Here is a 25,973-nt window from a genome sequence, read left to right as displayed (position 1 = left end):
AAGAAAAAGGCCCGCTCGGTGCGAGCGGGCCCTTCCCTACACGATTTGCACGCCGGCGCTTAGCCGAAGAGCGTCTGGTTCATGGTCATGGTGACCAGCATCGGGATCGACAGCAGCATGTTGGTGCGGCTGAACAGCATGGCGGTGCGCGCGGCCTTGGCCTTGGCGTCCGCGCCGGCTTCGACGATGCCCAGGGCGATCTTCTGGTTCGGCCAGATGAACACCCACACGTTCAGGAACATGATGATCGCCAGCCACATGCCGGTGCCGATCATCGAGTAGGAGGCGTCGCCGCCCGGGCCCGTGACGTAACCGCCGGAGAAGCCCAGCGTCAGGGTCTCGGTCAGGTAGCCCATGCCGCGCGACATCGCGATGCCGAGGCCCATGACGACCGTCAGCAGCGCCGCCCAGCGGAACCAGAACAGCGCTTCGGGCGCGATGTGCTTGGACACGGCCGGCTTCAGCTCGGCCGGGATGTTCGGCATCACCCGGATCTGGACGAAGTTGAAATAGTACAGCAGCCCGATCCACAGGATGCCGAAGAACACGTGCAGCCAGCGGAACACCGCCTGCCAGAAGATGGCGTCCCACCCGCCCGGCGCATGCGCGCCGTAACCGGCGACCATCACCAGGGCGAGCACGAAGCTCAGGATCACGGTGTTGCGGAAATTCGAAAGCAGCCCAGCCATGTTTTCTCCCTCATCAGCTCCAGGACGCGACGTCCGCTGGAACCGGCCCCCCGTCTCCAGCCGCCACGCCCAAGGCCCAGCTTGACGCTCAGGTATAGGCTGCTTCGCGGGGCCCGCAAGGCGAGCGCGCGGAAGCGTGAACGGACTAGCGGGCCAGGGACACCAGGGCGACGTCGCGCACTTCCCCGCCGCTGTTGGCGTAGACGAGGCTTTCATCGCGCGGATCGATGGAGACGTCCGAGGTCCAGGACACGTCGGACAGGCGGCTCAGCTCCCGCTCCGGCCCGTTCCAAGGCTTGTGCCGCAGGCCCGCCTGGCGTCCGGCATTGGCCAGGAAATAGACGCCGCTGCGGCCGATGACCCAGTACGGATCCTGCATCTTGAAGCCGGGAATCGCCTCGCGCTTGCCCACGCCGGGCGTCATCACCCACAGGCGCCGATCAGCCGTGCCCCAGCCGTAGAGCCGCCCGTCGGGTCCGACGCGCAGCACCTGCCAGTCGCCCGCTCCGGGCTCCGGCCGCACCGAACCATCGGCCTCGATGCGCATGACGCGCGAACCTTCGGCGCTGGTGTGGACATAGCGGATGATCCCGTCGCTGCCCCAGACCGGGGAATGCTTGGACGTTCCGTTGTTGGTCAGCCGTCGCAGGCCCGACCCGTCGCGGCCGATCTCGTAGACATCCGCCGCCCCGCGCTCCACGGCGATGAAGGCGATGCGCCATCCGTCCGGCGACCAGCGCGGCTGGTACATGGCGCCGCCCTCCCGGCGCGTCAGGCGCACGGCCCTTCCGCCCGGAGCGGCGAACCACAGCTCCGGCGAGCCGCTGCGGCTGGAGATGAAGGCCGTCGCCCCGTCCCGCGCCACGTCAGGGTCGGCGTCCATGCCCTCGGCCGGATCGACGGGCTCGGAACCCGAGGCCCGGGCGACCTCGATGCGGGCGCGCTGGTTGTGGATTTCGACGGCGATGTGGTCGTTGTCGTCCGCCGACATGCGGCCAAAGGCCATCAGGCCCACACTGAGACGGCGGGGCTCGGCGCCGCTTTGCGCATCCACCACCCACAGACCCTGGTCGCCGCCGCGGTTGGAGCTGAACACCACCTGCCGACCATCGTTGGTCCAGCTCATGCCGTGGATGGCGTCGCCATCGTTCACCAACGGCCACTCGCGACCGCTTCGCACCTCGTGGACCATCATTTCGTCAACGCCGACGCTGCGGATCCGGCGGAACAGCACCTTGCGGCCGTCGGGCGAGACGAAAGGGTCCTGGTCGGCCAGGCCCTCGGTGGGTTGCGACAGGTCGCGGGTCGCTCCGGTCTCGATGTCCATCGTCCGGATTCGGCGCGGGGTGCGCGGCACGGCGCGGTCAGCATAGACCAGGGTCTTCTCGTCCAACCATGACAGGCCGGTGCCCGCGTCGGTCACGCAGCGTCCCACCTCGCGCGGGTGCCCGGCAGGAACGCTCATCACCATGATCCGACAGCGCAGCTCCGAATCCGGCCGGTCCATGGACGAATGGCTGACCACATAGGCCAGGCGATCGCCCTTGGGCGACCAGGCCGGCGAATACTCGTCCATGTCGGCGGTGCCGGTCAGGCGCACCGGCCCACCGTCGCGGGTCGAGCGCATGTAGAGGTCAAGCGTCTCGGCCCCCGCCGAATAGACGACGGCCGAGCCATCCGGCGACAGCGCGGGACGGATCGTCGCCAGGTCCTCACCGGTCAGGATCTGCAGCGACTTGACCGCCGTCACCGACGGCGCCGGCCGCAAAAACCAAGCGAGCCCGCCGGCCATGCAGGTTGCGAGCACCATCACCGCCGACAGCCAGCGCAGCATCCCGCTCTGTCGGCCGGCGGCAGTCTTGGCGGCGGCGGTTTCCGTCCCCGCTTCCAGGACCCGCAGCCGGTAGCCGACCTTCGGCACGGCCTCGACGGTCACGCGCGGGTCCGGCTGCAGCGCCTTGCGAAGGCGGCTGACGCAGCGGTTCAGCGCGTCCTCGGAAATGACGCGGCCTTCCCAGCAGATATCGATGATCTCTTCACGACCGACCGCCCCGCCGCCGGCCTTGGCCAGCACGACGAGCAGCTGCATCACCTTGTGCTCCACCTGCCAGGAGCCGCCGGGACCGACCAACTGCAACGAAGCAGGCCGCACATTGATGGCGGAAAGGTCGAACGGACGCTCCTGGGCGAGCACGATGCGGCCGAAACGCGGCTCTATCGTGGAATATTGGTTCAAAGAGAACGCCCCACCCCGGGTTTAAGGGCAAATGATACCGTAACTAGTAATTACTGCATAGAACGTTGCGATGTGACCTAACGCGACAACTCCAACAGACCGATGTCGGTCTCGTCTTCGATCACCCGGCCATAGACCACGCTCTCGTCGCGCGGATCGACGGCCAGACTCGTCATCCACGACATGCCCGGAAGCGCCGCGAGCTGTCTCGGCGCGCCCGACCAAGGGGCCAGCCAGAGCGACGAACGCTCGCTCAGGCGCTCACGGACGAACTTCACCCCCGCACGTCCCACCGCCCAGGCGTCGTCCTCCAGCCGCAGACCGGGAACCGCCTCACGCGCCGCGCCGCCGCCGTCAGGCAAGGTCCACAGCCGCGTGTCGCCTGACCGCATCCCGTAGAGCCGCCCCTCCGGGTCGGTGCGCACCAGACGCCAGCCCTCCCCGCCCGGCACGGGCCGCGCCTTGCCGTCCGCGCCCAGGCGCATCAGCCGCCAGCCGTTCGCCGACCGCTCCACATAGCGCAGCGCGCCGTCGCGCCCCCAGACGGGCGACGCCTTGTCCCGGCCGTCCTGGGTCAGAGCGCGCAGGCCCGATCCGTCACGGCCGATCTCGTGGATATCCACCTTGCGCTGGATCGCCGCGACAAAGGCGATGCGGCGTCCATCCCGCGACCATTGCGGCCCATGAACATAGCTGGCGCCCAGCGAGGTCAGCCGCGCGGCCCGCCCGCCCGGCGTCGTCACCCAAAGCTCCGACGCCCCGCTGCGGTCGGAGACGAAGGCCGTCGCCCCGTCCGACGTCACCGTCGGGTCCCACTCCACCCCCGTATTGGCGGTCAGCCGGGTCAGGGCGCCGTCAGCCCCGACCTTTTCCAGGTTCATGCGGTCGCTGTTCATCTCGACCGCCAGCCGATCCTGGTCGTCCGACGATAGCCGCCCCAGGCCCAGCAGGCCGACGCTGACCCGGCGCGGCGGCGCGGGGCGGCGCACGTCCACCGACCACAGGCCGAAGTCCCCGCCTCGGTTGGAGCCGAACACCACGTAGCGGTTGTCGTGCGTCCAGGCGAAGCCGTGGGCCTTCCAGCCGTCGTTGGTCAGCTGACGCTCGCGACCGGTGCGCATGTCGCGCACGAACAGGTCGTCGATCCCCGCCGCCGTGCTGCGCCTGAACACCAACAGCCGGCAGTCCGGCGACAGCAGCGGATCGCTGTCCCCGATCAGATCCGCCGAGGGATTGGTGAGAGCCTTGGCGGCGCCTGTGTCAAGGTTCAGACTCGATGATCCGGCGCGGCCCGGCCGACGGGCGGTCGGAATAGACCAGGGTCTTCTCGTCCACCCACGAGACGCGGGTGTAGGAATCGCCGACGCAGCGTCCCACGACCCGCTCGGCGCCGCCGGGCACGCTCATGACCAGGATCTGGCACTGGCCGCGCCCATCGCTGCGGACGAAGGCGATGCGATCCCCCCGCCAGGACCACGCTGGAGCGTAGTCATCCAGAGGGTTGTCGGTCAGCCGCACCGGCTCCCCGTCCCGTGTCGCCCGCATGTAAAGGTCGCGCCGCGCATGCGTCCGCGACGCCGCCGCATAGGCCAGAACGTCGCCTGTCGGCGACAGGGCGGGATAGCTCTCGATCCCCGGCTCGCTGGTCAGGGGGCGAAAGCCCTGCGCCGTGCGCGCCGGGCCAGGACGGGTGAGAAACCAGCTCGTCGCCGCGGCCGCGGCGAAGACAAGAATGGTCGCGCCGATCAGCAAGGCGCGCTTCGACGGGCTGCGTTTGGCGGAAATGACTTGCGGCCTGCCGCTGTCAGACGGCGGCTCGGGCGCGGCGCCCTCGCGCACCTTCAGGCGGTAGCCGATCTTGGGAATGGTCTCGAGCGCCACGCGCGGGTCGGCGGACAGCGCCTTTCGCAACCGCGCGACGCAGCGGTTCAGCGCGTCTTCCGACACGATCCGGCCGTCCCAGCAAAGCTCGACCATCTCATCGCGCCCGACCGGCTCGCCGTGCGCCCGCGCCAGGGCGACCAGCACCTGCATCACGCGCGGCTCCAGCATCTCCTCGCCTTGCGGGCCGGAGATTTCGAGCGCGGCGGGCCGCACCTCGAACACGCCAAGTCGGAAGGGCGGTTCCACCGCCAAGGTGATCCGTCCCAGCCTTCGGAACGGCGAGATGAGTTCGTTCATCGCCCAAACATCAGGAAATCATCAGCGCCCGCCCCGGGTCCCCGCGGCGAGTGTCTGACAAACGCAGGTCTCTGAACAGCCCCGTTCATCGAACCGCGAGCACTCCCCCCATGTCCCGCACGCCCCCCCGCACGATATCCCGTCCGTTTTCCTTCGCCGCGGCGCTCCTTGGCGCCTGCGCCATGGCCCCTATCGCCCTCGCCCAGGACAACAACGCCGCCCAGGCCGCCGAAGACGCCTTTGGCGAACGCCAGGGGATCGAACAGATCGGCCTCTACGACGAAGGCCAGGTCCGCGGCTTCGATGTCGGCGACAGCGGCGCCTACCGGATCGACGGCGCCTACTTCGCGCGCGAGTCGTTCCTGACCAACTCGATCATCCAGGGCGTTGGCGTGCAGGTGGGCGTCGGCGCGGCGCGCCTCGACTTCACCTCCCCCTCGGGGGTCGTGAACTACCGCCTGCGCGAGGTCGGAACCGAGAACAGCCTGACGGTCAGCGCCGGCATGCGCGACTACGACACGCCCTTCACCGACCTGAACGGCGCCCTCGTCAGCAAGGACGGCCGCTTCGGCGTCGTCGGCGGCGCCCTGCTACGGCCGGACACCCAGTGGAACGGCGGCGGCGCGGGCGAGGCCTACGACTATGGCGCCCTGGCCCAGTGGCGCCCCGACGACGTCATGCGCGCCCGCGCCTTCGTTAGCTACTCCACGCGCGACTACAACGGCGACGCCGCCTTCATGACCACCGAGGACGGCCTGCCGCCCAAGGCCGCGCCCCTGATGCAGCACGCGCCTAGCTGGAGCACCGCCGTCTACGACCAGACAAACCTCGGGGTCCTTGTCGACGCCCGGGTGAAGGGATGGACGATCGACGCCTCCGCCTTCCGGTCCACCTACGACCCGGAACGTACTGACTTCACCGTCCTGGCCGTCGACCGGCAGGGCCAGGGAACCGCCACCACCTGGTCGACGCCGTCACGCTCCAGGCGGTCCGACTCCGCCGAGGTGCGCGCCTCTCGCGTCTTGCGGACAGGCGAACTGACCCACCGCATCGGCATCGCCGCCCGCGGCCGCATCAGCGAGACGGAACTCGCCGCCGCCCAGCGCATCCCGCTCGGCGCCTTCGACTATCGCCGCGCGCCGGAAGCGCCCGAGCCGGTCCTGGTCGATGACGGCCGGCGTGGCCTGGACCGGGTGGACCAGGTCACCGGCAGCTTGAACTACGCCCTCATCTGGGGTCCCCTGACCCTGCGCGCCGGCCTGCACCGCACCCGTTACGAGAAGAGCTTCCGACAGCTCGACGGCACGAGCAGCGAAGGCGTGCAGTCGCGCTGGTTCCACAACGCCTCGGCCACCTGGGCGCTGTCGGACCGCGCCACCCTGTTCGGCAGCTGGGTCACCGGTCTGGAGGAAACGGGCACCGCGCCCAAGAACGCCGTCAATCGCGACGAGGTCCTGCCGCCCGTCCAGGCCGAACAATTCGAGCTGGGCCTGCGCTACGCGCTCACCCCCGACCTGACCTTGATCACCGCCGCCTTCGACACCAGCAAACCCACCACCGGCCTGCGCGCCGACGGCGTCTTCACCCTGGTCGGGCAGGTGCGCCATCGCGGGGTCGAGGCGTCGCTGGCCGGCGAAATCCGCCCCGGCGCCAACGTCGTCATCGGCGGCATGTGGATGGACCCGCAGATCAGCGGCGAGCTGGTGGACGCCGGCGTGATCGGCTCCAAAGCGGTGGGCCTCTCGGACAAGGCGCTGAACGCCAATATCGAGCAGGCCCTGCCTTTCGCCCCCGGCTGGTCGGTGGACGCCAACCTGGGTTGGTGGAGCGCGCGCAAGGTCACCGCCGCCGCCGACTTCGAAGCCCCCGCCAACGTCCAGCTCCTGCTCGGCGCCCGCTACCGGTTCAAGCTGCAGGAAAACCCTGCGGTGTTCCGCGTCGCGGTCGTGAACGTGCTGGACGATCGCGGCTGGTGGGGCGACCCGGCGCAATACATCTGGAAGCAGGGTCCGCGGACCTGGCGCGCCAGCCTGACCGTCACCCTTTGACCATGGCGATGTCGATCAGGCCGCTGCCGCCTCACGCGCTCCAGCGATGGCGCCAGGTCTCCGACACCGGCTGCCCGCCCCGCTTCAGGCGCAGCATCAACTCCACCTCGCGAGACGTGGGCTTGAAGCCGAAGGCGGCGCGGGCGGCGTTTGGCGCCGGATAGGGTCCGACGGCGCGCCAGATCAGCTCGCCGCCCCGGATCTCCATCTCGACCTCGACGTCCTCGTAGAGCCCCTTGGCGTCGGGGGCGACGCCCTCGAAGTCGATGGTGAACATCCGCGCCTCGGCGCCGCCCTGGGCGCCTTCCTGGATGATGTCCCCGGCCCGCGTGCGGCGCACACGCGCCAGCGGGCTGGGATAGGGCTCGTCGCCAAAGTGCAGGCGATAGCGCAGCTTCACTTCCTGGCCCGCCTTCCACGGCGTGATCGGCCGCCAGAAGATGGCGATGTTGTCGTCGGTCTCCTTGCGGGTGGCGATCTCCACCAGGTGGACACGGCCAGGGCCCCAGTCGTCCAGGGGCTCGACCCAGATGCCCGGCCGCTTCTCGTATCGGGCTTCCAGGTCGCCATAGGCCTCCAGCTCGCGCTCGCGCTGCGACAGGCCGAACCCGCGCGGGCTCTCGTCCTCGAACGAGCTCAAGCGAAGGGACTTCGGGTTGGCCAGGGGCCGCCAGATCCGCTCGCCCCGACCGGTCCACATGGCCAGGCCGTCGCTGTCGTGGACCGAGGTGCGGAAGTCGTGATCGTCCGGCCTGTCGGCCAGACCGAACAGGTACATGCTGCTCATGGCGGCCACGCCGCCTTTTTCGATGGTCTTGCGCGGATAGAGCGCCGCGTCGACCTCATAGACCGTGTTCTGTCCCGGCGTGATGCGGAAGCTGTAGGCCCCCGCCACGCTCGGGCTGTTCATCAGGGCGTGGACGACCACATGGTCCTGCTCCGCCGCGGGCCGCTCGATCCAGAAGGCGTCGAAGACGGGGAACTCCTCGTTGGGCTCGCCGGTCCCGATCGCCAGGCCCCGCGCCGAGGCGCCGTAGAAGTTGCCCTTGCCCAGGCTGCGGAAATAGCTCGCGCCCTGGAACACCCCGATCTCGTCCAGGATGTCCGGCCGGTTGATCGGCCATAGCAGGCGCAGGCCCGAGAACCCGCCCATGTTCTCGCCCGAGGCCTTGTGCCCGTCGGGGAAGGTGAAGAAGTCCGCCTCGTAGGCGATCGGCCGCGCCTGTCCGCCCGCGACCTCGAACAGGGCGACGGGGCGCGGATACATGAAGGCCGGCGGGAAGAACTCGGCCCGGAACGGCAGGGCCTCCTTGCCCCACAGCTGCCGCGCCTTGTTGAACCGGATCATCCGGTACTGGTCGTAGGTCAGCCCCTCCAGCTGGGACTTGCCCGCCGGCGGCGCCTTGTACGGCGCGCCAGCCAGCGCCCTGGCCTGTGCGCGCAGCCAGTCCTGCGAGAACGGCTGAGCCGGCGCGGCGGCCTGCGCCTTGGCGAAGCTGGGGGCGAGCATCAGGCCGGCGAGCGCCGCCAGGCCGGTGAAGACGTCGCGGCGCGGCGCGCCCGAGCGGAGATCATCGACTGCCATCGCCCTTCACAAGCCGTGCGCCGCCCCGAAGGTCAAGGGCGGGAATGTGACGATTGATGTCGCGGGCGGTGGCCGCGCCGGGTGGCTCAGCCCGTCTTCGCCGCCCGGTTCACCTGTGCGGCGGCGTAGATCAGCGCCTTGAACGCGGCCTCATCGAGGGCCTCGCCCTGGCGGATGTCGATGGCGCGCCGGGTGTTTCCCTCCAGGCTGGAATTGAACAGCCCGGCGGGATCGGCCACCGCCGCGCCCTTGGCGAAGGTCAGCTTCACCGCCGCCTTGTAGGTCTCGCCCGTGCACACGATGCCGTCGCTCTCCCACACCGGCACGGCCCACTTCCATTCTTCGATCGCGTCGGGGATCGCCTCATGGATTAGGACGCGGACGCGGGCCATGACCTCGCCGCGCCAGTCGCCCAGACTGGCGATCTTCTGGTCGATCAGCTGCGAGGCGGGCCGGTCGTCGCCGGGGGTCCTCTTCTTCATCGGTCCTGCTCCCAAAGCGCGGTCGCGATCGCCGCTTGACCAAAACATAACCTCACGGTTATGAAACGATCAATAGCCGACGAGTTATGAATATGACGCCGACGCCTGAAGATCTTTTCCGGACCCTGGCCGACCCGACCCGCCGCGCGCTTTTCGAGCGGCTGTGCCGGGACGGCGAACAGACCGTCGGCGCGCTCACGGCCCAAGCGGGCGTCTCCCAGCCGGCCGTCTCAAAGCACCTGGCCCACCTCAAGCAGGCCGGCCTGGTCCGCGACCGGCAGGAGGGCCGCCAGACCCACTACAGCGCCCAGCCCGGAGCTCTGGCCCCCCTCGTCGAGTGGACGGGCCGAATGACCGGCTTCTGGGAGGCGCGCTTCGACAAGCTCGAGGATTTGCTCAAGAGGATGGATCAATGACCGACACCCGCACTGTCGCCATCGAGCGCGACTTCCCCTTCCCGCCGGAGAAGCTCTGGCGCGCCCTTACCCAGCCGCACCTGATCGAGGCGTGGTTGATGCAGAACGACTTCGCGCCCAGCGTCGGCCACCGCTTCAACCTGCGCGGCGAATGGGGCGGCGTGCTCGACTGCGAGGTGCTCGAGGTCCAGCCTCACCACACCTTGGCCTACACCTGGAACTTCGAGCACGAGGATCCCGCTTACGACCTGCGTAGCGTCGTGACCTTCACCCTCACTCCCACCGAAGCCGGCACGCACCTACGGGTGGAGCAGAGCGGCTTCCGCCCCGATCAGAAGCAGGCGTTCGGCGGCGCCCATCACGGCTGGAAGAGCTTCCTCGAAAAGCTCGAACGGGTCGCTGGCCGCCCGGACTGATCAAGGAGACACGCCATGACCGAAAAGCCCGAGCCCAAGCGCCTCTCCGGCGGCAATCCCCAGATCGCCAAGGGCTACGGCGACGCGCCCGTCCAGGCCTATATCGCCGCCATGCCCGGTTGGAAAAGCGAGGCGGGCCGCCGCCTCGACGCCTTGATCGAACAGGCTGTCCCGGGCGTGACCAAGGCGGTCAAATGGAACTCGCCCCTCTACGGGATCGAGGGCAAAGGCTGGTTCCTGGGCGTCCACGTCTTCGCCAAGTACATCAAGATCGCCTTCTTCAACGGCGCGTCCCTCGAACCTGTCCCGCCCGAGCCGTCCAAGCAGGACCGCGTCCGCTATCTCCACATCCGCGAGGGAGAGCCGCTGGACGAAGCCCGGCTCATCGACTGGGTGAAACAGGCGGCGGCACTGCCGGGCGAAAAGATGTGAGAGGCCGGCTCAGGCGCGGCTTGCCGGAACAGGCGTCTCGCCGCCCGCAGGCCGCATCTTCTTGACCGCCTTCTTCTTGCGCTTGGGCAGGCCGCTGGGATTGCCCCAGAAGGTCACCACAGCCAGCGTGCCCAGCAGCGTCAGGGCCAGGCCGCAGACCGTCATCACCAGGCGATAGGGCAGCCCCCCGACCTTTGCCGCGTGCAGCGGGAAATCGGCGTTGGCGATCCGAGATCCCAGGGGCAGGGTCTGGGCGTCGCGCGTGGCGACCATGCGGCCGTCGGCGGGGTCGAACCAGGCCATGGTTCGCCCATTGGGCAGCCACTCGGCCTGCTGGCGCAGGCGGATCGAGATCAGGCCGCCGGCCTTGGCCGGAGGGGTGACGATCCGCACCTCGGCGCCGGGATAGCGGGCCTTGGCCGCGCCGATCACCTTGGCCCAGTCGAGATCCTCGGCGAACTCGCCGCCCTCGATCCTGGGCGGGGCCGACGCCTGCTGCATGACCGACGGCGGGGTGAACGGCGCGCGCAGGGCCTGCGAGAACCACTTGAGGTTCATGGCCGCGCCGGTGGTCAGCGAGACGATCAGCAGCGGCGCGACCAGCACGCCCAGGTCGCGGTGATGATGGACGATGGCCGCCCGCTTCATCAGTCGTGGCCAGGCGCGAGCATGGAACATCCGCCGCGTCGGCCACCACAGGATCAGGCCGGTGACCACGAAGCCCAGCCCGACCAGGCCCGCGACGCCGGTGATGACCTTCCCCACGTCGCCGGCGAACAGGTAGTGGTGAAAGACGAACAGCCAAACCTCGGGGCGCGCCCATATCGAGGTCCAACCCAGGACGATCCGGCCGTCCTGATCGGCATAGGCGCCTTGCTGCTCGGCCTTGTAGCTCAGCCTGTTGAGGCCCTGCTCCGCCGTCGCCAGCACGATGGAGCGCGGACGGTCCTCGGCGGAGAAGACCCGGGTCAACGTCGCCGCCAGGGTGGCGGTGTCCTGCCGCTGGGCGTCGGTCGCGTGGGGCACGGTGGCGCGCAGCCAGGCGTCCTCGTGCACCAGCAGCGTGCCGGTCAGGCCCAGGAGCGCCAGCAGAAGGCCGATCAGGCCTCCTGCCCAGCGATGCAGCAGGCGCAGGGTCTTCATCAGAAGCGCGCTTCCCAACCGAGCGTCGCGGTGCGGCCGCGGCCGGCATAGAACTTGTCCCGCTGGGGCAAGGTCGTGTCCGAGTGGTAGGTGATGTACTGCTTGTCGAACAGGTTCTGGACACCCAGCGACAGCGCACCGACCGGCAGCTCGTAACGCACGAAGGCGTCGGCGACCGTATAGCCCTCGAAGTCGTCCTTGACCGCCGCGCTCTGCATGTCGCGCGACATGAACTTCTGCATCTGCAGGCGCATGGCCCACTTGCCGGTCTGGTAGTCGGCGGCCAGGTTCAGGCGATCGGGCGAGATGTTGGCGCCGTCCAGGTCGGTGTCGACCTTGCCGTCCCGATTGGTGTCGGTCTGGCCGCGCAGGCGGGCGTAGCCGGTCGAGACCTCCAGGCCGGGCACGGGCGTGCGGGCCTTCACGTTGACCTCCAGCCCCTCGATGGCCACGCCCTGGCGCTGGACGTCGAAGATGCCGTCGGCGTTGCGGACCAGGAACTGGCCGAACTTCGACTTGGACCAGAAGTAAGCCACGCTGGCGTCGAACGGGCCGCGCTTGAACTCGGCGCCGAGCTCGCGGTTGTTGGACACGATCGGCTCTACCGCCAGATAGCTTTCGACGTCGACATTGGGCACGTTGATGGCGCGCAGGATGCGGCCCACGTCCGGCACGGTGTAGCCTTCGGCATAGCTGGCGTAGAGGCGCACGCCCCCGATCGGCTCGTACACCGCGCCGCCATTGACCAGCGTGGCCTTGAACTCCGGATCGCCGCCGCTGACCTTGCGCGAGCCGTAGGAGGCCAGCGTGGTGAAGTCGTCGACCTTCAGCTGGACGTTCTCGAAGCGCACGCCCCCGGCCAGGCGCAGCTTGTCGTTCAGCAGGGCGTAGTTGCCCTGGATGAAAGGAGCGATGCTCTGGAACTTGGTCGGCGGCACCCATGCGCGGCCAGTGGCGGTCAGGACCTGCTCGGTGGTGTCGGTCAAGGCGTCCAGGCCAGCGGTGGCGATCAGCCCCTCGATGCCCGGCACGGCGCGCTCGTAGCTCATCCGCGCGCCCAGCTTGCGCGAACGGTTCGCGGACTGGTCGAACAGCGTGCCGATCGGCGCGATGCTCGCATCCTGGAAGGTGGCGCTGATGTCGCCGCCGAAGGTGTCGCGCGTGCGGTTGAAGAATAGCTGGGCGTTCAGCACGCCGCCGGCCAGGTCGTCGCTGACGAGGGACGCCGAGATCGTCTCGACGCGGTTGGCGGCCGGGTCGCCCGGCACCTCGCCGCGCAAGGCGGTCGTCGGAAGACGGATGGCGCTATCTCCGTCCGTCGGAAGGATCGCGGAGGCGGGCGTGCGTCCCGCGACCGTGGCGGTCACATAGTCGCCGTCGCCCTTCAGTTCGAAGCGGCTGCCGACCACGTCCAGGCGCGTGCTGGGGCTGAGCTGCCAGCCGAGGCGGGCGAACAGCGACAGGGTCTTGGAATCCTGCACATCGCCTTGGGCGGTATCCATGCCGATGCGCCGACCGTCGCCGTCATAGAAGGCGCCGCGGGTCTCGTAGGCGACGCCGGCGGTGGCGTCGAACGCGCCGCCTCGCCAGCCGACCAGGCCGGCGACCTTGCCGCCCACGGAGTCGCCCAGCTTGTGACCGCCCGTGGCCTGGACCAGCGTGCGGCCCGAAATCCCGTCCGCCTTGGGCGGGCCGACCGTGACCTGGTTGACCACGCCGCCGGTGGCGCCGATGCCCTGCAGGGCGTTGGAGCCGTAGATCAGCTCGACGCGGTCGATGAAGAACGGGTCGATGGTGTAGCCGTCGCGCGAGCCGTCGCGGATCGGCGTCGACTGCGGGATGCCGTTGATGGCGTAGAGCGGCGAGCGGCCGCGCAGGCTCTCGCCGGCGCCCGACAGCTTCTGGCGGGTGGGCGAGAACGACGGAGACAGGGTCGAGACGGCGTCGATGATCGAGCCGCTGATCATCACCTGCTGGTTCAGGGTCTCGCTGTCGACGACGTCCACCGTCAGGGGAAGGGCGCTGGCCGGCAGAATGGTGCGGGCGGCGGTGATCACGACCTGATCGACGTCGTTCGCCTCGCCGCGGGTCTGGGCGGCCGCCGCCTGGGCCAGGGCCGTCAGGCTGAGGCCCGCCAGGAAGGCCGCGCGCAGAGGCGCCTTGGAAACTTGTTTGGTCATGACGCCCTCGGAAGCGGCCTGGCTGGAAATGTCGCCGCCGTATGGTGCTATTGCAACTAAGTTGCAATAGCCAAGAGCGATGTCGTTTGATGCCGTGGCCTCCAGGCCACGCTCCGGTCTCCCCTCCTCGCAAGCCTCAAGCGGTTGTCCCTGCACCTTCACCGCCTCAACGGATCTGAAGGCTGCTCGTCGCCCAGCGTTCGATTGGGCAACCCGCAGATTGAGCGAACCCATGATCCGTCAGGAATGCGCCGATTTCGTTGAAAAAGGCCGCGCTGATCCGGCGGCTGCCAAGCGTACGGAACTGAGTAGCCCCGCCTTAGGCAGGTAAAGCGTCCAACGGGGCGATCACCTTGGCCATTTTGCGAAGGTTCTGAGCGGTTGCAGCCATTAGGAACTCATCGCGGGCGCCATTCGGGCCACGGAGCCGCAGCCGGTCTACCTTGAGGATGCGCTTGAGGTGGGCGAACAGCATCTCGACCTTTTTCCGCTCTCGCCGTGAGATTATATAGGCGTCGGTCTTGGCGATATCGCGCGCCCGGTCTCTTGAAGCCTCATAGATCGAACGAGTGACTTTGCGGGCGGGCGTGTTGGGTGAACAGCGGCTCTTCAGTTCGCACGCGTCGCAATCCTTCTTCGACGCGCGGTATCGATAGGTGTCGTCTGGTGGGGCGTTCGGCCGTGGCCTGCTAAAGGCGCGTCGGTTTCGCTCCAAAGTTTTCCCCGACGGGCACGTATAGGTGTCGGCGGCGCGGTCGTAGATGAAGTCGCTGCGTGCGAACGTCCCGTCATCGCGCCCGGATTTGTCGATGACTGGGATATGCGGCTCGATGCCTCGCTTTTCGACCAGCCAATCCAACATCTCCGCCGAGCCATAGGCGGTGTCCGCAGCCAGGCGATCCGGGCTCAGTTCATGGCGATCCCGTACCCTGTCGAGCATCGTGCGAACCGCGCCCACCTCCGCCTGACGCACCGGCGCTGTGGGTTCGACATCGACAATCACCGCGTGCTGCAGGTCGATCAGATAGTTGGTCGAGTACGCAAAGTAGGCCGGGCCCTTGTCCGCTCCGGTCCAACGCGCCGCCGGATCGGCCGGTGAGATGAACTTCGGCACGACGGGAGTCGCCGCGCCGAAGGCGGCGTCATCGAGCACGGCTAGATACTCATTGATCGCCCGGCTCGCAGCCGCCTTCGGCAAGCCCTCTGCACTGGGTACGCAGCGCTGACGGTTAGCGTCAGCCTTGATCAGGCTGGCGTCGGCGGCGAAGCCTTCTCCGCCGACCATGCCCTCGGCTATGCAGCGCTCCACCGTCGTCTCGAAGACGTGACGCAGCAGATCACAGTCGCGAAAGCGGCCATGCCTGTTCTTCGACAAGGTTGAGTGGTCGGGGACATCTCCGTCCAGGCCTAGGCGGCAGAACCAGCGGTAGGCCAGGTTCAGATGCACCTCATCACAGAGCCGCCGTTCAGAACGGATGCCGAAGCAGTAGCCGACGATCAGCATGCGGATCAGCAGCTCGGGATCGATCGATGGGCGGCCAATGGGAGAGTAGAAGGGCGCGACGTGAGCACGAACGCCCTCGAGATCGACGAAGCGATCAATGGCGCGAAGCAGGTGGCCTGCAGGCACGTGCCCTTCGAGCGAGAACTCGTAGAACAGAGCGCCCTGATCGATCTTTCGATCACCCATCATGGCCATGCCTCCTCGCTGCTACGGGAGTGAATCAGGCCCCACTTCATGCTTCAACAAGCGAGTTAGCCTTGAACGAAGAAGGTGATCAGGATGTCTCGGCGCGTAGTTCGCTGGCTGATCGTTGCGGCGGTCGCCGTCGTAGCTCTGGTCAGTGTCGCGGTGTTCGTGCGCCACTCCCCGAGCGTTGCCCAAGACGCATGTCTTGACGCCGGTGGGGCGTGGATCGAAGGAAAATGCCTGGGCCGCCCTTCAACCTAGCCGGCCTTTTTCAACACAATCCGCCAGAAGCGGTCATTGGCTGAGCGCCAGAAAGCGGACGCTCACATGCCAGCTCCTTCCGACCCGCTGAAGAGGTTTACCGGTCGCTCATCTTCCACACGCGCCGCTGCGCAGCGGCCTAAGAGGTGGCGGCGCTATCCGGCTCACGCGGTATCCGCACGCGCAACCGGCGCGCTCGCTCCTTGAAGGCCGCCTCGCCGCCCTCCAATATCTCACAGACACTCTGCCGGATGACCGGGTTCTCCAGGCCGCCGGAGACGTAGCGGATTTCAGGCAGTACGGTGCCCTGTCGCGGATAACAGGTCGCGACGACCACCTGATCCGCATCGGTGTTGACGACGAGGTTGGCGTTGTGGGTGACAATGAGCACCTGTCGCCGCGTCTTGGCGAACCGGAACCTCGGCACCAACTCGTCAAAGATCGACTTCGGGTCGAGGTTTTCCTCGGGCTGGTCGATGATGAGCGGCCGGAGGTCTTCGCGGTCGATGGCGAGATAGAGAAGCAGCAGCACAATCCCCCGCGTGCCGGGCGATAGCTGCTCGATGTCGGTCGTGTCGTACTGGACGCTATAGGCGACGCGGATATGGCCGACGCCATAGAGCCACCGCATCAGCGAGGCAGCCCATTTGCGGAAGGTGGCCCTGTCGGTGCGGTCCACATTCGCCTGGTCCAGGAAGTCCTGGCGGTGGGTCTGGAAAAACGTCGCCATGGCCTCTGCGACCTCTTCGGCAGTGCCGGTCTCCCAAACCTCCTTCAGCGCAAGGGTCGCGGCCGCCGCCAAGGTGCCACGCCCGCGGAACGCCCCTTGCTTGCGCACATCAAGCAGCTCCTCACCCGCGTCCGCCCAGGTCTGTACGTCGGCCGCTCGCCGCACAACGAAGGCCAGTTTGGCGAGCGCGCCCTGTTCGCCATCCAGGCGCGCCGCCAGCGGCGCGTAGAGGTCGGAGAGTTGGGCCTGTTCCTCTATCAAGGCCGCGAAGACGCCGCGATACGCCGCCTTGCGATCCTCAAGGAGCGTGCTGATGCGGTCCTGAGCGCCCTCCGCCTGGGCGATCTCGCGCTCGACCTTCGCCGCCGCCGCCTCATCGGCGATGATGCGTTGGGTGAGGTTGTCGTAGCGTTTGGCTCGTTCACGGTCGACACCGACCAAGGCCTGAAGCCGCGTCTGCTCGGCCCGCAGGACGGCGAGCGTGAGCTTCGACATGTCGGCACCGGTTTGGACATGAGGTCCTGCTCCGACAGGAGCGACACCGCGCAACGCAGTGATCTCGGCGTCCGCCTGGGACAGGGCCGATTGAATGGCTCCATCTACGTCGCCGCTGTAGTCCAGCTTGAAGCGGTCCCACTCAGGATCGGACAAGGCGGCTTCGCTATGCTTGGCCCTGAGCTGGCGCAAATGGCTGGCGGCGGCGACCGTTCGGAACGCAGCCACCTCTTCCTTCAGAGCCAGGACCGCGTTGCGACGTCGCTCCTGGCTCTCCAGCACCTGGGCGCGAGCTTCGACCGCCCGCGAGACCGCATCAAGCGCCGCGGCCCGTTCCGCATCCCCCTGAGTGATGAGCGCCGCGCGATCCGTCTTTTGGCGCGCGGCGCTGCCGAGAAGATTCTCGCGCTGAACCTTTAAGCCAGCAAGCGCGGCGTGCTTCTCGCGCTCCTGCTCAATCTCATTCGACAGCGCGTTCAAGGTCTCGGCATGACGCTCATGCGAGGCCCGGGCGCGCGCGGCCTTGGCGTCAAGCAGCTCGTCGAAGTCAGTCGCCCCGAGACGATCATCGGGCGCGTGCGCTTGGTAGATGACCCGATGGATCTCGGCCATCAGCTCGCTGGTGACGCCATCGGCGGCGCAGAGGCGGTCGACAAACTGCTGCGATAGGTACTGGACGCGGGGAGCGTCGAAGAACGCCTCGACGTCTGTCATCGTGAGGCTGTTGTTCGTGCTCCCGCCGTCGAGCCACGATAGCGCCGCCACCTCATTCTTCAGGCGAGGCCGGGCGCGATGCAGAAACGACTGCTCGTTCGGCTGCGAAGCGTAGGCGCCGGCGGCGACCAGATCAGCCAACGCGGTCTTTCCCGAGCCGCGCGCGCCGATCACGCAGATCAGGCCGCCATTGAGCGGCATGGCCGCTGCTGGCAACCAATCGGCGTCCCTGACTTCAAGGCCCGTCATGACCTGGGACGGTAGGGCGCCCTTGGGTGGTTCGGCGCCGATGAACACCCGATCTTCTGGCTCCAGCGCAGCCTGGCGCAGGCTCTCGAACACAGCGTCGCCCTTGATCCAGCACCGCCGATCCAGGTCAGGGTTCAGGACCTTCTGAAGGCCATGCGCGTCGCTGCCATGCAGGCAGGGCTTCCGGCCGTTGTAACGTGACTCCAGGTCATCGACCGACACCCCGTCCTTGCCCAACCAGAACAGGCGCTGGCGCGGCGTCGAGGCGAAGACGATGTGGGCGAACAACTCGATTTCGGCGCGCAGGGTGTCCAGCGCCGGGTCCCCCCCCAAACCAGCGGTGCCGTCACGATTACTGCCAGCGACAGCGATGAGGGCGTTCTCCTGAATCCAGGCGTTTTGTCGCCATGCGGTGCGGAGCTGTTTGAAGTCGGCCTTGAATTGGTTGGCCCCGTCGGCCAGCGCCGCCTGATCGTCGGTTTGGGCGGGGTTATAGCGACGACCGAGACGACGGAGGTCATCGGGGTCGCAATGAAAGGTCGTCTCGAACGCCTCAAACGTCAGGCCCTTGAGGAACTGGTTAGTCTTAGCGACGTGCTCGGGATCGTCGGGCGAGACCAGGAGGTGCAGATTGATCGACGGCCCTTTCTGCGTGCTGATGTTCAGCCTCAGCTCGACGTTGGGAAAGACCAGGGTGACGCCGGGGATGCGCCCCCTCGCCCGCTCCAGAAAGGTCTCGTAGGTCCAAAGCCCGAAGTAGTCGGTCACGCCCACGGCGGTCACGGGCAGATCGGCACCCTCGATCAGCTTCAGGTACGCATCCCACCCCTTGTCGCCGGCGGGATACTGGTCATTGAACAGCGTGCCCGGCGGATGGATGTGCGGCTCCCACCGACGCCATACCGATCCTTCAGGATCGCGTTCTCCTGTCCGATACCGTCCCAAGGTTTCCTCGCAGCTATGATTGGAGGCCGCACTTATCGCTTCTCGCGACACTTAAGGTTGTTCTACTCTGGGACCGCAGAAGAGAGAAATCGACATGGCGGTCGCGACCTTCCAGCAACTCAAGGATCGCCTGCACGATCCTGTGGCCGGCGCTCAATTCGCCGCGGCCTTCGCCGATGGCTACTTCGCCGTGGCGTTTGCGGCAACGCCCAAGTCTGAAGTCGATCAACTGGTCTTTGACGCGCTGGTCAAGGTCAAGATCATCGACCCGGATGGGCCGGTCTACACCATCGCGCGGGTGCTGAAGGTCACCCCGGCGAAGGCCCGGTCCATGCTCTTCCAGCACCAACTGCGCAACGACGACAGCGACCTTGACCAGGCCGTGCTTCGCACCCTGTCGCAGGCCAAGTTCAGCGTCGATGACAAGCGGCTGAGCTTCGGGGTCGAGTCACCGCTGATCCGCTCGGCGATCGAAGCCCGCCTGAAGACCGTGGGCGTCTTCAGCGACATCTCCCTCAGCGGAGAAATCCTGCGCGTCCCCACGAACCAGCTCGGCACCTTCGTCAGGGCGTTCATGTCCGGGGAGCGCGCGGAAGCACTGAGCAAGAAGCTGAAGGGCGTCGCCAACGACAAAGGCTTCGTCGACGCCCTTAACAAGTTCGGCAAGGACGTCGCGGCGGACCTGGCAAAAGACGCCACGAAAGAGGTGGCGCAAGAGGCGCTGGGCAGCCTCCTAGGCTGGATCGCCGAGGCCGCCAGCGGTGGCGTTGGCGTTGGCGAGCTGGCCGATGTCGTCTCAAACTACCTCCCGCAAGGCTAAGAGCCGCCCGTTGCACAACGTCCGCTACCAGTTTCCGGTCGGCCAAGGCTGCTTCCATGCAGGTCTGATCGGCGCGCACTTCGCAGCCGACCCGAAGGATGAGCAACCGCTCGCCGGCCCAGGTCTGCTCTATGTCTATGACTGCGGATCGCTGGCCAGCTACGCCGCAGAACGCAAGGCGGCGATAGACGATTTCCATCGGCAGACCGCGCGCGGCAAGATCGACATCCTGTTCCTCTCTCACATGCACGAGGATCACATCAGCGGGGTCGCTCAGCTTTGCGATCCGACGCATGGCTCGCAGGTCGATACCGTCGTCCTGCCGCTGTTGAACGTGATCGACCGGCTGATCTGCTTTGCGCGCGCGAGCGCCGAGACCGGCGGTCGAGAGGACGAGTTCATCCAGGCAATGGCGCTTGATCCCGTCGCGGCGATCTCCCGGTTCAATCCGCGCCAGATCATCGTCGTGAACAGAGGCGGCGAAGGCGGCGCGCCGCGCCCCGGCGAGTTCGGACCGGGGACGCCTGAAGGTCCATTCGACCAACCGGAACGCGACGAGCGCCGGGGCGACTGCAAATGGCAGATTGTTGGTCGCGGCTGGGTCCGGCGGAGAACGGCGACCGTCGCAGGTGCAGCCCAGGGTGATAGCCCGACCAGAAGTCTTCGAGATCGACGACACTCAGGCCTTTGCGATCCGCACCGGCACCGACCTCGCGATGACGTGGCTACTCGCGCCCTACGTCGATCAAGAGGTCAGTATTGCGCGCGATGCCTTCATCCAGGCAGCTGCCGATCTCTTCGGCATGACGCCCGACGCCTTCAAAACCGCAACGACTGACCCGACATGGCTCCTGGCCGCCGTCATCGACAACAAGTCGCTCCTCATCGAAGCCTACGCGACCATCGCGAACCTGAATGTGACGTCGCTGTCGCTCTACTCCGGCCCCTTCGACCAGCAGAGCGGATCTTGGTGGGCCAAGACTGGTAAGCTCTTCTACAGTGACCGCTTCGCCGCGGACCTGGGTTGGTTCGGCACCGGCGACGCAGACTTGAAGAAAATGGCGCGACGGGACGCCTTCAAACAGCACTACGCCCCCTACCTAAAGCAGGCGCAGACCTTGTTGCTGCCGCACCACGGATCGGAACACAATTTCCATCCCGAGCTGCTGACGGCCATTGAACCCGGCCTGATCTTGGCCTCAGCTGCCCCGCACGGCAAATGGCGACATCCCGGCACCGCCGTTGTTCAAGCCGTGGCCTCAACTGGCCAACCCTTATGGGTGGTGACCGAAGCGGAAGCCTCGCGCATAGTAGAGTTCGCGGAGCTGATCCTCCCCTGAAGCGGCCGACTGGCTACCTGGAGCAGATTGGGCACCTCGTCCGCCCACATAGCTGTGGTGGCTGGCGCACGCTCACGATGCGAAACGCAGCTTTGCTCGGTTGAGTTGGGCCAAAGCGCTTTCCCGATTTCGGACCTTCCCAACGGAAGCGATGAGCCGAAAGGAGAAAAGAGGCCCCGGGGTTCGAACCCTTCAGCCGTCAACAGACAAGGCCGGATGCCATCAGGCGCTCGCCGCAGCCGAACTCGGCACTGAGGCGCTGTTCACCTGAACCTTCACCGCCCCGGCCCGTTGTTGCGGTCCTCAGCCGGGAGCGTATCTCATGACCGTATCGTCCATTCGCCGCGACCACATCTCGCGTCCCATCTACCACTGGGCCAAGTCGGTCCTGCCGGAGATGTCGGACACCGAGGCCGAGGCGATTGAGGCCGGCGACACCTGGTGGGACGCCGACCTGTTCACCGGCGCGCCCGATTGGGACAAGTTCCTGGCCATTCCCCCGGCTGCCCTGACCGCCGAGGAGCGCGCCTTCATCGACGGGCCGGTCGAAGAGCTATGCGCCATGCTCGACGACTGGGCGATTACCTGGAAGGACCAGGACCTTCCGCCCCAGGTCTGGGATTTCCTCAAGCGGGAGCGCTTCTTCGGCATGATCATCCCGCGCCGCTACGGCGGGCTGGAGTTCTCGCCCTTCGCCCATTCGGAGGTGGTGCGGAAGATCTCCACGCGCTCGGTGGCCGCCGCCGTGACCGTGATGGTCCCCAACTCTCTGGGTCCAGGCGAGCTCCTCATGCAGTTCGGCACCGACGCGCAGCGCGAACGCTGGCTGCCGCGCCTGGCCGACGGCCGCGACATCCCCGCCTTCGCCCTAACCAGTCCCGAGGCCGGCTCCGACGCCGCCTCCATGACCGACGAGGGCGTGATCTGCGAGGGTGAGCATGAGGGCCGCAAGGTCCTGGGCATGCGTCTGAACTGGAACAAGCGGTACATCACGCTCGGTCCGATCTCGACCGTCCTGGGCCTGGCCTTCAAGCTGCGCGATCCGGACGGCCTGCTGGGCGGCGAAAAGGACCTGGGCATCACCGTCGCCCTGGTCCCCACCGACACCCCCGGCGTGGTCATCGGCCGCCGCCACCTGCCGTCCATGCAGGCCTTCATCAACGGCCCCAACGAGGGCCATGACGTGTTCCTGCCGCTGGACGCCGTGCTCGGCGGGCCCGAGCGCATCGGCCAGGGCTGGATGATGCTGAACGCGGCCCTGGCGGCCGGGCGGGGTATTTCCCTGCCCTCCTTGTCGGCGGCCGGGGCGGCCCTGGCGGCGCGAACAACCGGCGCCTACGCCCGGGTTCGCCAGCAGTTCCGCATCCCCATCGCGCAGTTCGAGGGCGTTCAGGAGCGTCTGGCCCGCATCGGCGCCAACGCCTATCTGCTCGACGCCGCCCGCCGCTTCACCTGCGCGGGCCTGGGGCTGGGCCACCACCCGTCGGTGATCTCGGCGATCATGAAGCATGGCGCCACCGAGCGGATGCGCGTCGCCGCCAACGACGCCATGGACGTCCACGCGGGTAAGGCGGTGATCGACGGGCCGAACAACTATCTGGGCAACTTCTATCGCGCGGTGCCGGTGGGCATCACGGTGGAAGGCGCCAACATCCTGACCCGCAGCCTGATCGTCTTCGGCCAGGGCGCCATTCGCGCCCATCCGTACATCCTGGACGAGATGCGGGCCCTGGCGAACGAGGACATGGCCAAGGGCCTGGCCGAGTTCGACGCGGTATTCTGGACCCATGTGGTCCACACCCTGCGCACCGCACGCCGCGCCTTTGTCAGCGCCTGGACCGACGGTCGCCTGGGGGCCGCGCCCGACAGCGGCCCGGCCCGCCGCTACTACCGCCGCATGGGCCGCTACGCCGCTGCCTTCGCACTCGCCTCCGACATGGCGCTGCTGACCATGGGCGGCTCACTGAAGCGCCGCGAGATGCTGTCGGCCCGCTTCGGCGACATCCTGTCGGAGCTCTACCTGATGAGCGCCGCGCTGAAGCGCTGGGAGGACGAGGGCCGCCAGACCGACGACCTGCCCCTGCTCGACTACGTCATGCAGGACGGCTTCCTGACCATCGAGCGGCGTCTGAAGGAAATCCTCGACAACTTCCCCAGCCGCCCGGCCGCCTGGCTGCTGAAGGTCTTTGTCCTGCCCTTCGGTGTCATCCGCAGCGGCCCCAGCGACCGCACGGTGCGCGCCTGCGCCCACCTGATCACCGAGCCGTCGCCCACCCGCGACCGTCTGACCGAGGGCGTCTTCGTCAGCGAGGGAGCGGTGGCGCGGCTGGAGTCGGCCTTCCACCAGGTGGTCGACACCCAACCCATCCACGACCGCCTGCGGACCCAGAAGATCCGCGACTGGCGCGTCGCCGCCGACCAGGGCCTGCTGTCGGAGGACGAGCGCCGTCTGCTCCAGGCCGCCGATGAAGCGGTCACCGCCGTCCTCGCCGTCGACGACTTCTCGCCCGACGAATTGAAGCGCGGCCAGCCCCCTGCCGCGCCCCGAAAGCAACGCACGCCACAGCTTGTGGAATAAGGGGTCTTGCGATCCTTCGCCGGCGAACCATCTAGGACGGGAAGCCGACAGAGGGAGGACGACCATGAGCGCCATCGAATGCACGATCCGCAAGCTCGAAACGCGCACGGACTCCCTGATCGCCGGCTCGCTGGAGCGTGACCTGATCAACGCCGAGATCGCGTCCTTGCGCGTTCTGCTGGAAGACGACGCCAGCCTGGCCGAGCAGGTGATGACCTTCCGCCGCCACACCCGCCGTGATCGCGCCACCCGCGACCGCAGCTGGAAGCAGGACGCCTGAGCCCCGGCGAGGCGTTCTCCCCAGCTTCCGGAACAACCTGAGCTTTAAAGACGTTCGGAACCTGCATAGGTATGGCAGGCTTGTGCGGGTTGTCCCGTATGGGGCTTGCGAGTTCTGGGGCTGATGGAAACCAACGCCGACTTCCACGTCGAGACGACCGAGCAGGGCGCGACCGCCGTGCTGACGGGCGACTGGACGGCCACGACCCTGGAGGACGCCCCTGCCCGCCTGTCGCAGGCGGTGTCGGGCAATGACGCGGCCGTCTTCGACCTGCGCCAGATCGGCCGCTTCGACACGGCCGGCGCCTATGCGGTCATCCGCGCCGGCTGCGACGTCGAGAAGAAGAAGATCGTCTCGCGGCCCGAGACCCGCCGCCTGCTGACCCTGGTCGACAACGCGGTCAAGGCCGAGCCGACGCCGACGTCGAAGCGTCGCGGCACCTCCGATCTGGTCGAGCGCCTGGGCCGGGGGGTGTTCAACCTCGGCCACGAGTTCTGGGAGACCATGGGCTTCATCGGCCATCTGATGATGGCCATCGTCCGCAGCTTCGCCAATCCGCGGCGGATCCGCTGGGCGGCCATCGTTTCCATGGCCGAGCGCGCGGGGCTGGACGCCATCCCCATCGTGGCCACCACCACCTTCTTCATCGGCGCCGTCGTCGGCTTGCTTGGCGCCAACATGCTGACCCAGTTCGGGGCCCAGGTGTTCGCCGTCGAGTTGATCGGCATCGCCGTCCTGCGCGAATTCAACATCATCATCACCGCCGTGCTGCTGGCTGGCCGCTCCGCCTCCGCCTTCGCCGCCGAGATCGGCTCGATGAAGATGCAGCAGGAGATCGACGCCATGCAGATCCTCGGCGTCGATCCGTTCGAGGCCCTGGTCCTGCCGCGCTTCCTGGCGCTGCTGATCATGATCCCGCTTTTGACCTTCGTGGCCACCTTGGCGGGCCTGGCCGGCGGTGTGCTGGTCACCTGGAGCGTGCTGGACCTGTCGCCCGGCTTCTTCTTCCAGCGCATCGTCGACAATGTCGGCGCCACGCATTTCTGGGTCGGCCTGTCCAAGGCGCCCGTCATGGCCGCGGTCATCGCCTGCATCGGCTGCCGCCAGGGGCTGGAGGTCGGCAACGACGTAGAAAGCCTGGGTCGGCGGGTGACGGCGGCGGTGGTGCACGCGATCTTCTCGATCATCCTGATCGACGCGATCTTCGCGCTTATCTACATGGAGCTCGCCATATGAGTTCCGACGAACAGCACCTGAGCGACGACGAGCTGCTCGACGAAAAGGCGCCGCCGGTCCAGATCAAGGGCTTGGTCTCGCGCTTCGGCGACAACGTCATCCACGAGAACCTGGACCTGACCGTCCGTCGGGGCGAGGTGCTGGGCGTCGTCGGCGGCTCGGGCGCGGGCAAGTCGGTGCTGCTCAACACCATCATCGGCCTCAAGCAACCCGACGGCGGCGAGGTCAAGCTGTTCGGCCAGGACACCCAGCGCGCCTCGCGCCGCCGGTGGAGCGCCATCGAACGCAAGTGGGGCGTGCTCTTCCAGCAGGGCGCCCTGTTCTCGAACCTGACGGTGCGCGAGAACGTCGCCGCGCCGCTCTACGAGCACACCGACCTTCCCAAGGCCGAAGTCGAGCAACTGGCCGACCTGAAGATCGCCTTGGCCGGCCTGCCGGCCCGCGCCGGCGCCCTGAAGCCCGCCGAGCTGTCGGGCGGCATGCGCAAGCGCGCCGGCCTGGCCCGCGCCCTGGCCATGGACCCCGAGCTTTTGTTCCTGGACGAGCCGACGGCGGGCCTGGACCCCATCGGCGCGGCGGCCTTCGACGAGCTGATCAAGGACCTGTCCGACAGCCTGGACCTGACGGTGTTCATGATCACCCACGATCTGGACAGCCTCTACGCCATCACCGACCGCGTCGCCGTCATCGCCGACAAGAAGGTCGTGGCCGCGGCGCCGATCTCGAAACTTGAGCGTTCCGATCATCCGTGGATCCAGGAGTATTTCCTGGGCAAGCGCGGACGCGCGGCGCAAACGGCCCGTCAGGCGGGCTAGGGAAAGACGAGT

General features: G+C 67.5%; 21 protein-coding genes. 11 read left to right on the top strand and 10 right to left on the bottom strand.

Features of this window, described 5'->3' with window-relative positions; translation table 11 throughout:
* Window positions 1-59: 59 nt before the first annotated feature.
* The 4 genes from ABOZ73_RS16140 to ABOZ73_RS16125 form a co-directional block, all read right to left on the bottom strand.
* On the bottom strand, window positions 60-689 hold the full coding sequence (locus ABOZ73_RS16140; RefSeq protein ID WP_369059143.1) for a urate hydroxylase PuuD: 630 nt from the start codon (window positions 687-689) through the stop codon (window positions 60-62).
* 145 nt (window positions 690-834) lie between these two features.
* Window positions 835-2,925: a winged helix-turn-helix domain-containing protein gene (locus tag ABOZ73_RS16135; protein ID WP_369059142.1), complete on the bottom strand. Its 2,091-nt coding sequence runs from the start codon at window positions 2,923-2,925 to the stop codon at window positions 835-837.
* 77 nt (window positions 2,926-3,002) lie between these two features.
* The gene (locus ABOZ73_RS16130) at window positions 3,003-4,097 is read right to left on the bottom strand and encodes a hypothetical protein (protein ID WP_369059141.1); all 1,095 of its coding nucleotides are present in this window, start codon (window positions 4,095-4,097) and stop codon (window positions 3,003-3,005) included.
* Window positions 4,098-4,185: 88 nt separating this feature from the next.
* Complete coding sequence (locus ABOZ73_RS16125) at window positions 4,186-5,106, bottom strand: winged helix-turn-helix domain-containing protein (protein WP_369059140.1); 921 nt, start codon at window positions 5,104-5,106, stop codon at window positions 4,186-4,188.
* 182 nt (window positions 5,107-5,288) lie between these two features.
* On the opposite strand from ABOZ73_RS16125, the gene ABOZ73_RS16120 reads away from it, so the two are divergent.
* Window positions 5,289-7,154 (top strand): TonB-dependent siderophore receptor, encoded by a 1,866-nt coding sequence (locus ABOZ73_RS16120; protein ID WP_369059139.1) that lies wholly within the window; start codon window positions 5,289-5,291, stop codon window positions 7,152-7,154.
* A 31-nt stretch (window positions 7,155-7,185) separates the two neighbouring features.
* On the opposite strand, the gene ABOZ73_RS16115 is transcribed toward ABOZ73_RS16120, so the two are convergent.
* Together ABOZ73_RS16115 and ABOZ73_RS16110 are read right to left on the bottom strand one after the other, a co-directional pair.
* On the bottom strand, window positions 7,186-8,739 hold the full coding sequence (locus ABOZ73_RS16115; RefSeq protein WP_369059138.1) for a glucan biosynthesis protein: 1,554 nt from the start codon (window positions 8,737-8,739) through the stop codon (window positions 7,186-7,188).
* Window positions 8,740-8,825: 86 nt separating this feature from the next.
* Window positions 8,826-9,221 carry a DUF1801 domain-containing protein gene (locus ABOZ73_RS16110; protein WP_369059137.1) on the bottom strand — a complete coding sequence of 132 codons (396 nt, stop codon included), beginning with the start codon at window positions 9,219-9,221 and terminating at the stop codon, window positions 8,826-8,828.
* 92 nt (window positions 9,222-9,313) lie between these two features.
* On the opposite strand from ABOZ73_RS16110, the gene ABOZ73_RS16105 reads away from it, so the two are divergent.
* From ABOZ73_RS16105 to ABOZ73_RS16095, 3 genes are read left to right on the top strand one after another with little or no spacing between them, the layout of a single operon-like run.
* Window positions 9,314-9,637: an ArsR/SmtB family transcription factor gene (locus tag ABOZ73_RS16105; RefSeq protein ID WP_369059136.1), complete on the top strand. Its 324-nt coding sequence runs from the start codon at window positions 9,314-9,316 to the stop codon at window positions 9,635-9,637.
* Window positions 9,634-10,053: an SRPBCC domain-containing protein gene (locus ABOZ73_RS16100; RefSeq protein ID WP_369059135.1), complete on the top strand. Its 420-nt coding sequence runs from the start codon at window positions 9,634-9,636 to the stop codon at window positions 10,051-10,053. Before ABOZ73_RS16105 ends, ABOZ73_RS16100 begins: the two co-directional genes overlap by 4 nt.
* 15 nt (window positions 10,054-10,068) lie before the next feature.
* Window positions 10,069-10,485, top strand: coding sequence for a DUF1801 domain-containing protein (locus ABOZ73_RS16095; RefSeq protein ID WP_369059134.1), 417 nt, complete (start codon window positions 10,069-10,071; stop codon window positions 10,483-10,485).
* A gap of 9 nt (window positions 10,486-10,494) precedes the next feature.
* On the opposite strand, the gene ABOZ73_RS16090 is transcribed toward ABOZ73_RS16095, so the two are convergent.
* From ABOZ73_RS16090 to ABOZ73_RS16075, 4 genes are all read right to left on the bottom strand, one after another.
* Window positions 10,495-11,628: a PepSY-associated TM helix domain-containing protein gene (locus ABOZ73_RS16090; RefSeq protein ID WP_369059133.1), complete on the bottom strand. Its 1,134-nt coding sequence runs from the start codon at window positions 11,626-11,628 to the stop codon at window positions 10,495-10,497.
* Complete coding sequence (locus ABOZ73_RS16085) at window positions 11,628-13,808, bottom strand: TonB-dependent receptor (RefSeq protein WP_369059132.1); 2,181 nt, start codon at window positions 13,806-13,808, stop codon at window positions 11,628-11,630. Before ABOZ73_RS16085 ends, ABOZ73_RS16090 begins: the two co-directional genes overlap by 1 nt.
* A 319-nt stretch (window positions 13,809-14,127) precedes the next feature.
* Window positions 14,128-15,501 carry a transposase gene (locus ABOZ73_RS16080; protein ID WP_369062481.1) on the bottom strand — a complete coding sequence of 458 codons (1,374 nt, stop codon included), beginning with the start codon at window positions 15,499-15,501 and terminating at the stop codon, window positions 14,128-14,130.
* 397 nt (window positions 15,502-15,898) lie between these two features.
* Complete coding sequence (locus tag ABOZ73_RS16075; protein WP_369059131.1) at window positions 15,899-18,892, bottom strand: TrlF family AAA-like ATPase; 2,994 nt, start codon at window positions 18,890-18,892, stop codon at window positions 15,899-15,901.
* Window positions 18,893-18,986: 94 nt separating this feature from the next.
* Between ABOZ73_RS16075 and ABOZ73_RS16070 the strand changes: the two genes are divergently transcribed.
* The 7 genes from ABOZ73_RS16070 to ABOZ73_RS16040 all read left to right on the top strand — a co-directional run bounded on the left by ABOZ73_RS16070 (window position 18,987) and on the right by ABOZ73_RS16040 (window position 25,961).
* Complete coding sequence (locus tag ABOZ73_RS16070; protein ID WP_369059130.1) at window positions 18,987-19,712, top strand: hypothetical protein; 726 nt, start codon at window positions 18,987-18,989, stop codon at window positions 19,710-19,712.
* A gap of 10 nt (window positions 19,713-19,722) precedes the next feature.
* On the top strand, window positions 19,723-20,550 hold the full coding sequence (locus tag ABOZ73_RS16065; protein ID WP_369059129.1) for an MBL fold metallo-hydrolase: 828 nt from the start codon (window positions 19,723-19,725) through the stop codon (window positions 20,548-20,550).
* Window positions 20,516-21,052 (top strand): hypothetical protein, encoded by a 537-nt coding sequence (locus ABOZ73_RS16060; RefSeq protein WP_369059128.1) that lies wholly within the window; start codon window positions 20,516-20,518, stop codon window positions 21,050-21,052. Before ABOZ73_RS16065 ends, ABOZ73_RS16060 begins: the two co-directional genes overlap by 35 nt.
* A gap of 322 nt (window positions 21,053-21,374) precedes the next feature.
* Window positions 21,375-23,630: an acyl-CoA dehydrogenase gene (locus tag ABOZ73_RS16055; RefSeq protein WP_369059127.1), complete on the top strand. Its 2,256-nt coding sequence runs from the start codon at window positions 21,375-21,377 to the stop codon at window positions 23,628-23,630.
* A gap of 64 nt (window positions 23,631-23,694) precedes the next feature.
* Window positions 23,695-23,910 (top strand): hypothetical protein, encoded by a 216-nt coding sequence (locus ABOZ73_RS16050; protein ID WP_369059126.1) that lies wholly within the window; start codon window positions 23,695-23,697, stop codon window positions 23,908-23,910.
* 123 nt (window positions 23,911-24,033) lie between these two features.
* On the top strand, window positions 24,034-25,146 hold the full coding sequence (locus ABOZ73_RS16045; RefSeq protein WP_369059125.1) for an MlaE family lipid ABC transporter permease subunit: 1,113 nt from the start codon (window positions 24,034-24,036) through the stop codon (window positions 25,144-25,146).
* Complete coding sequence (locus ABOZ73_RS16040; RefSeq protein WP_369059124.1) at window positions 25,143-25,961, top strand: ABC transporter ATP-binding protein; 819 nt, start codon at window positions 25,143-25,145, stop codon at window positions 25,959-25,961. Before ABOZ73_RS16045 ends, ABOZ73_RS16040 begins: the two co-directional genes overlap by 4 nt.
* Window positions 25,962-25,973: the final 12 nt, after the last annotated feature.

Origin of the sequence: Caulobacter sp. 73W, assembly GCF_041021955.1 — a bacterium.
GTDB lineage: Bacteria > Pseudomonadota > Alphaproteobacteria > Caulobacterales > Caulobacteraceae > Caulobacter.
The sequence above is the reverse complement of the archived record's forward strand: the minus strand, read 5'-3'. Positions and strand labels throughout refer to the sequence as shown.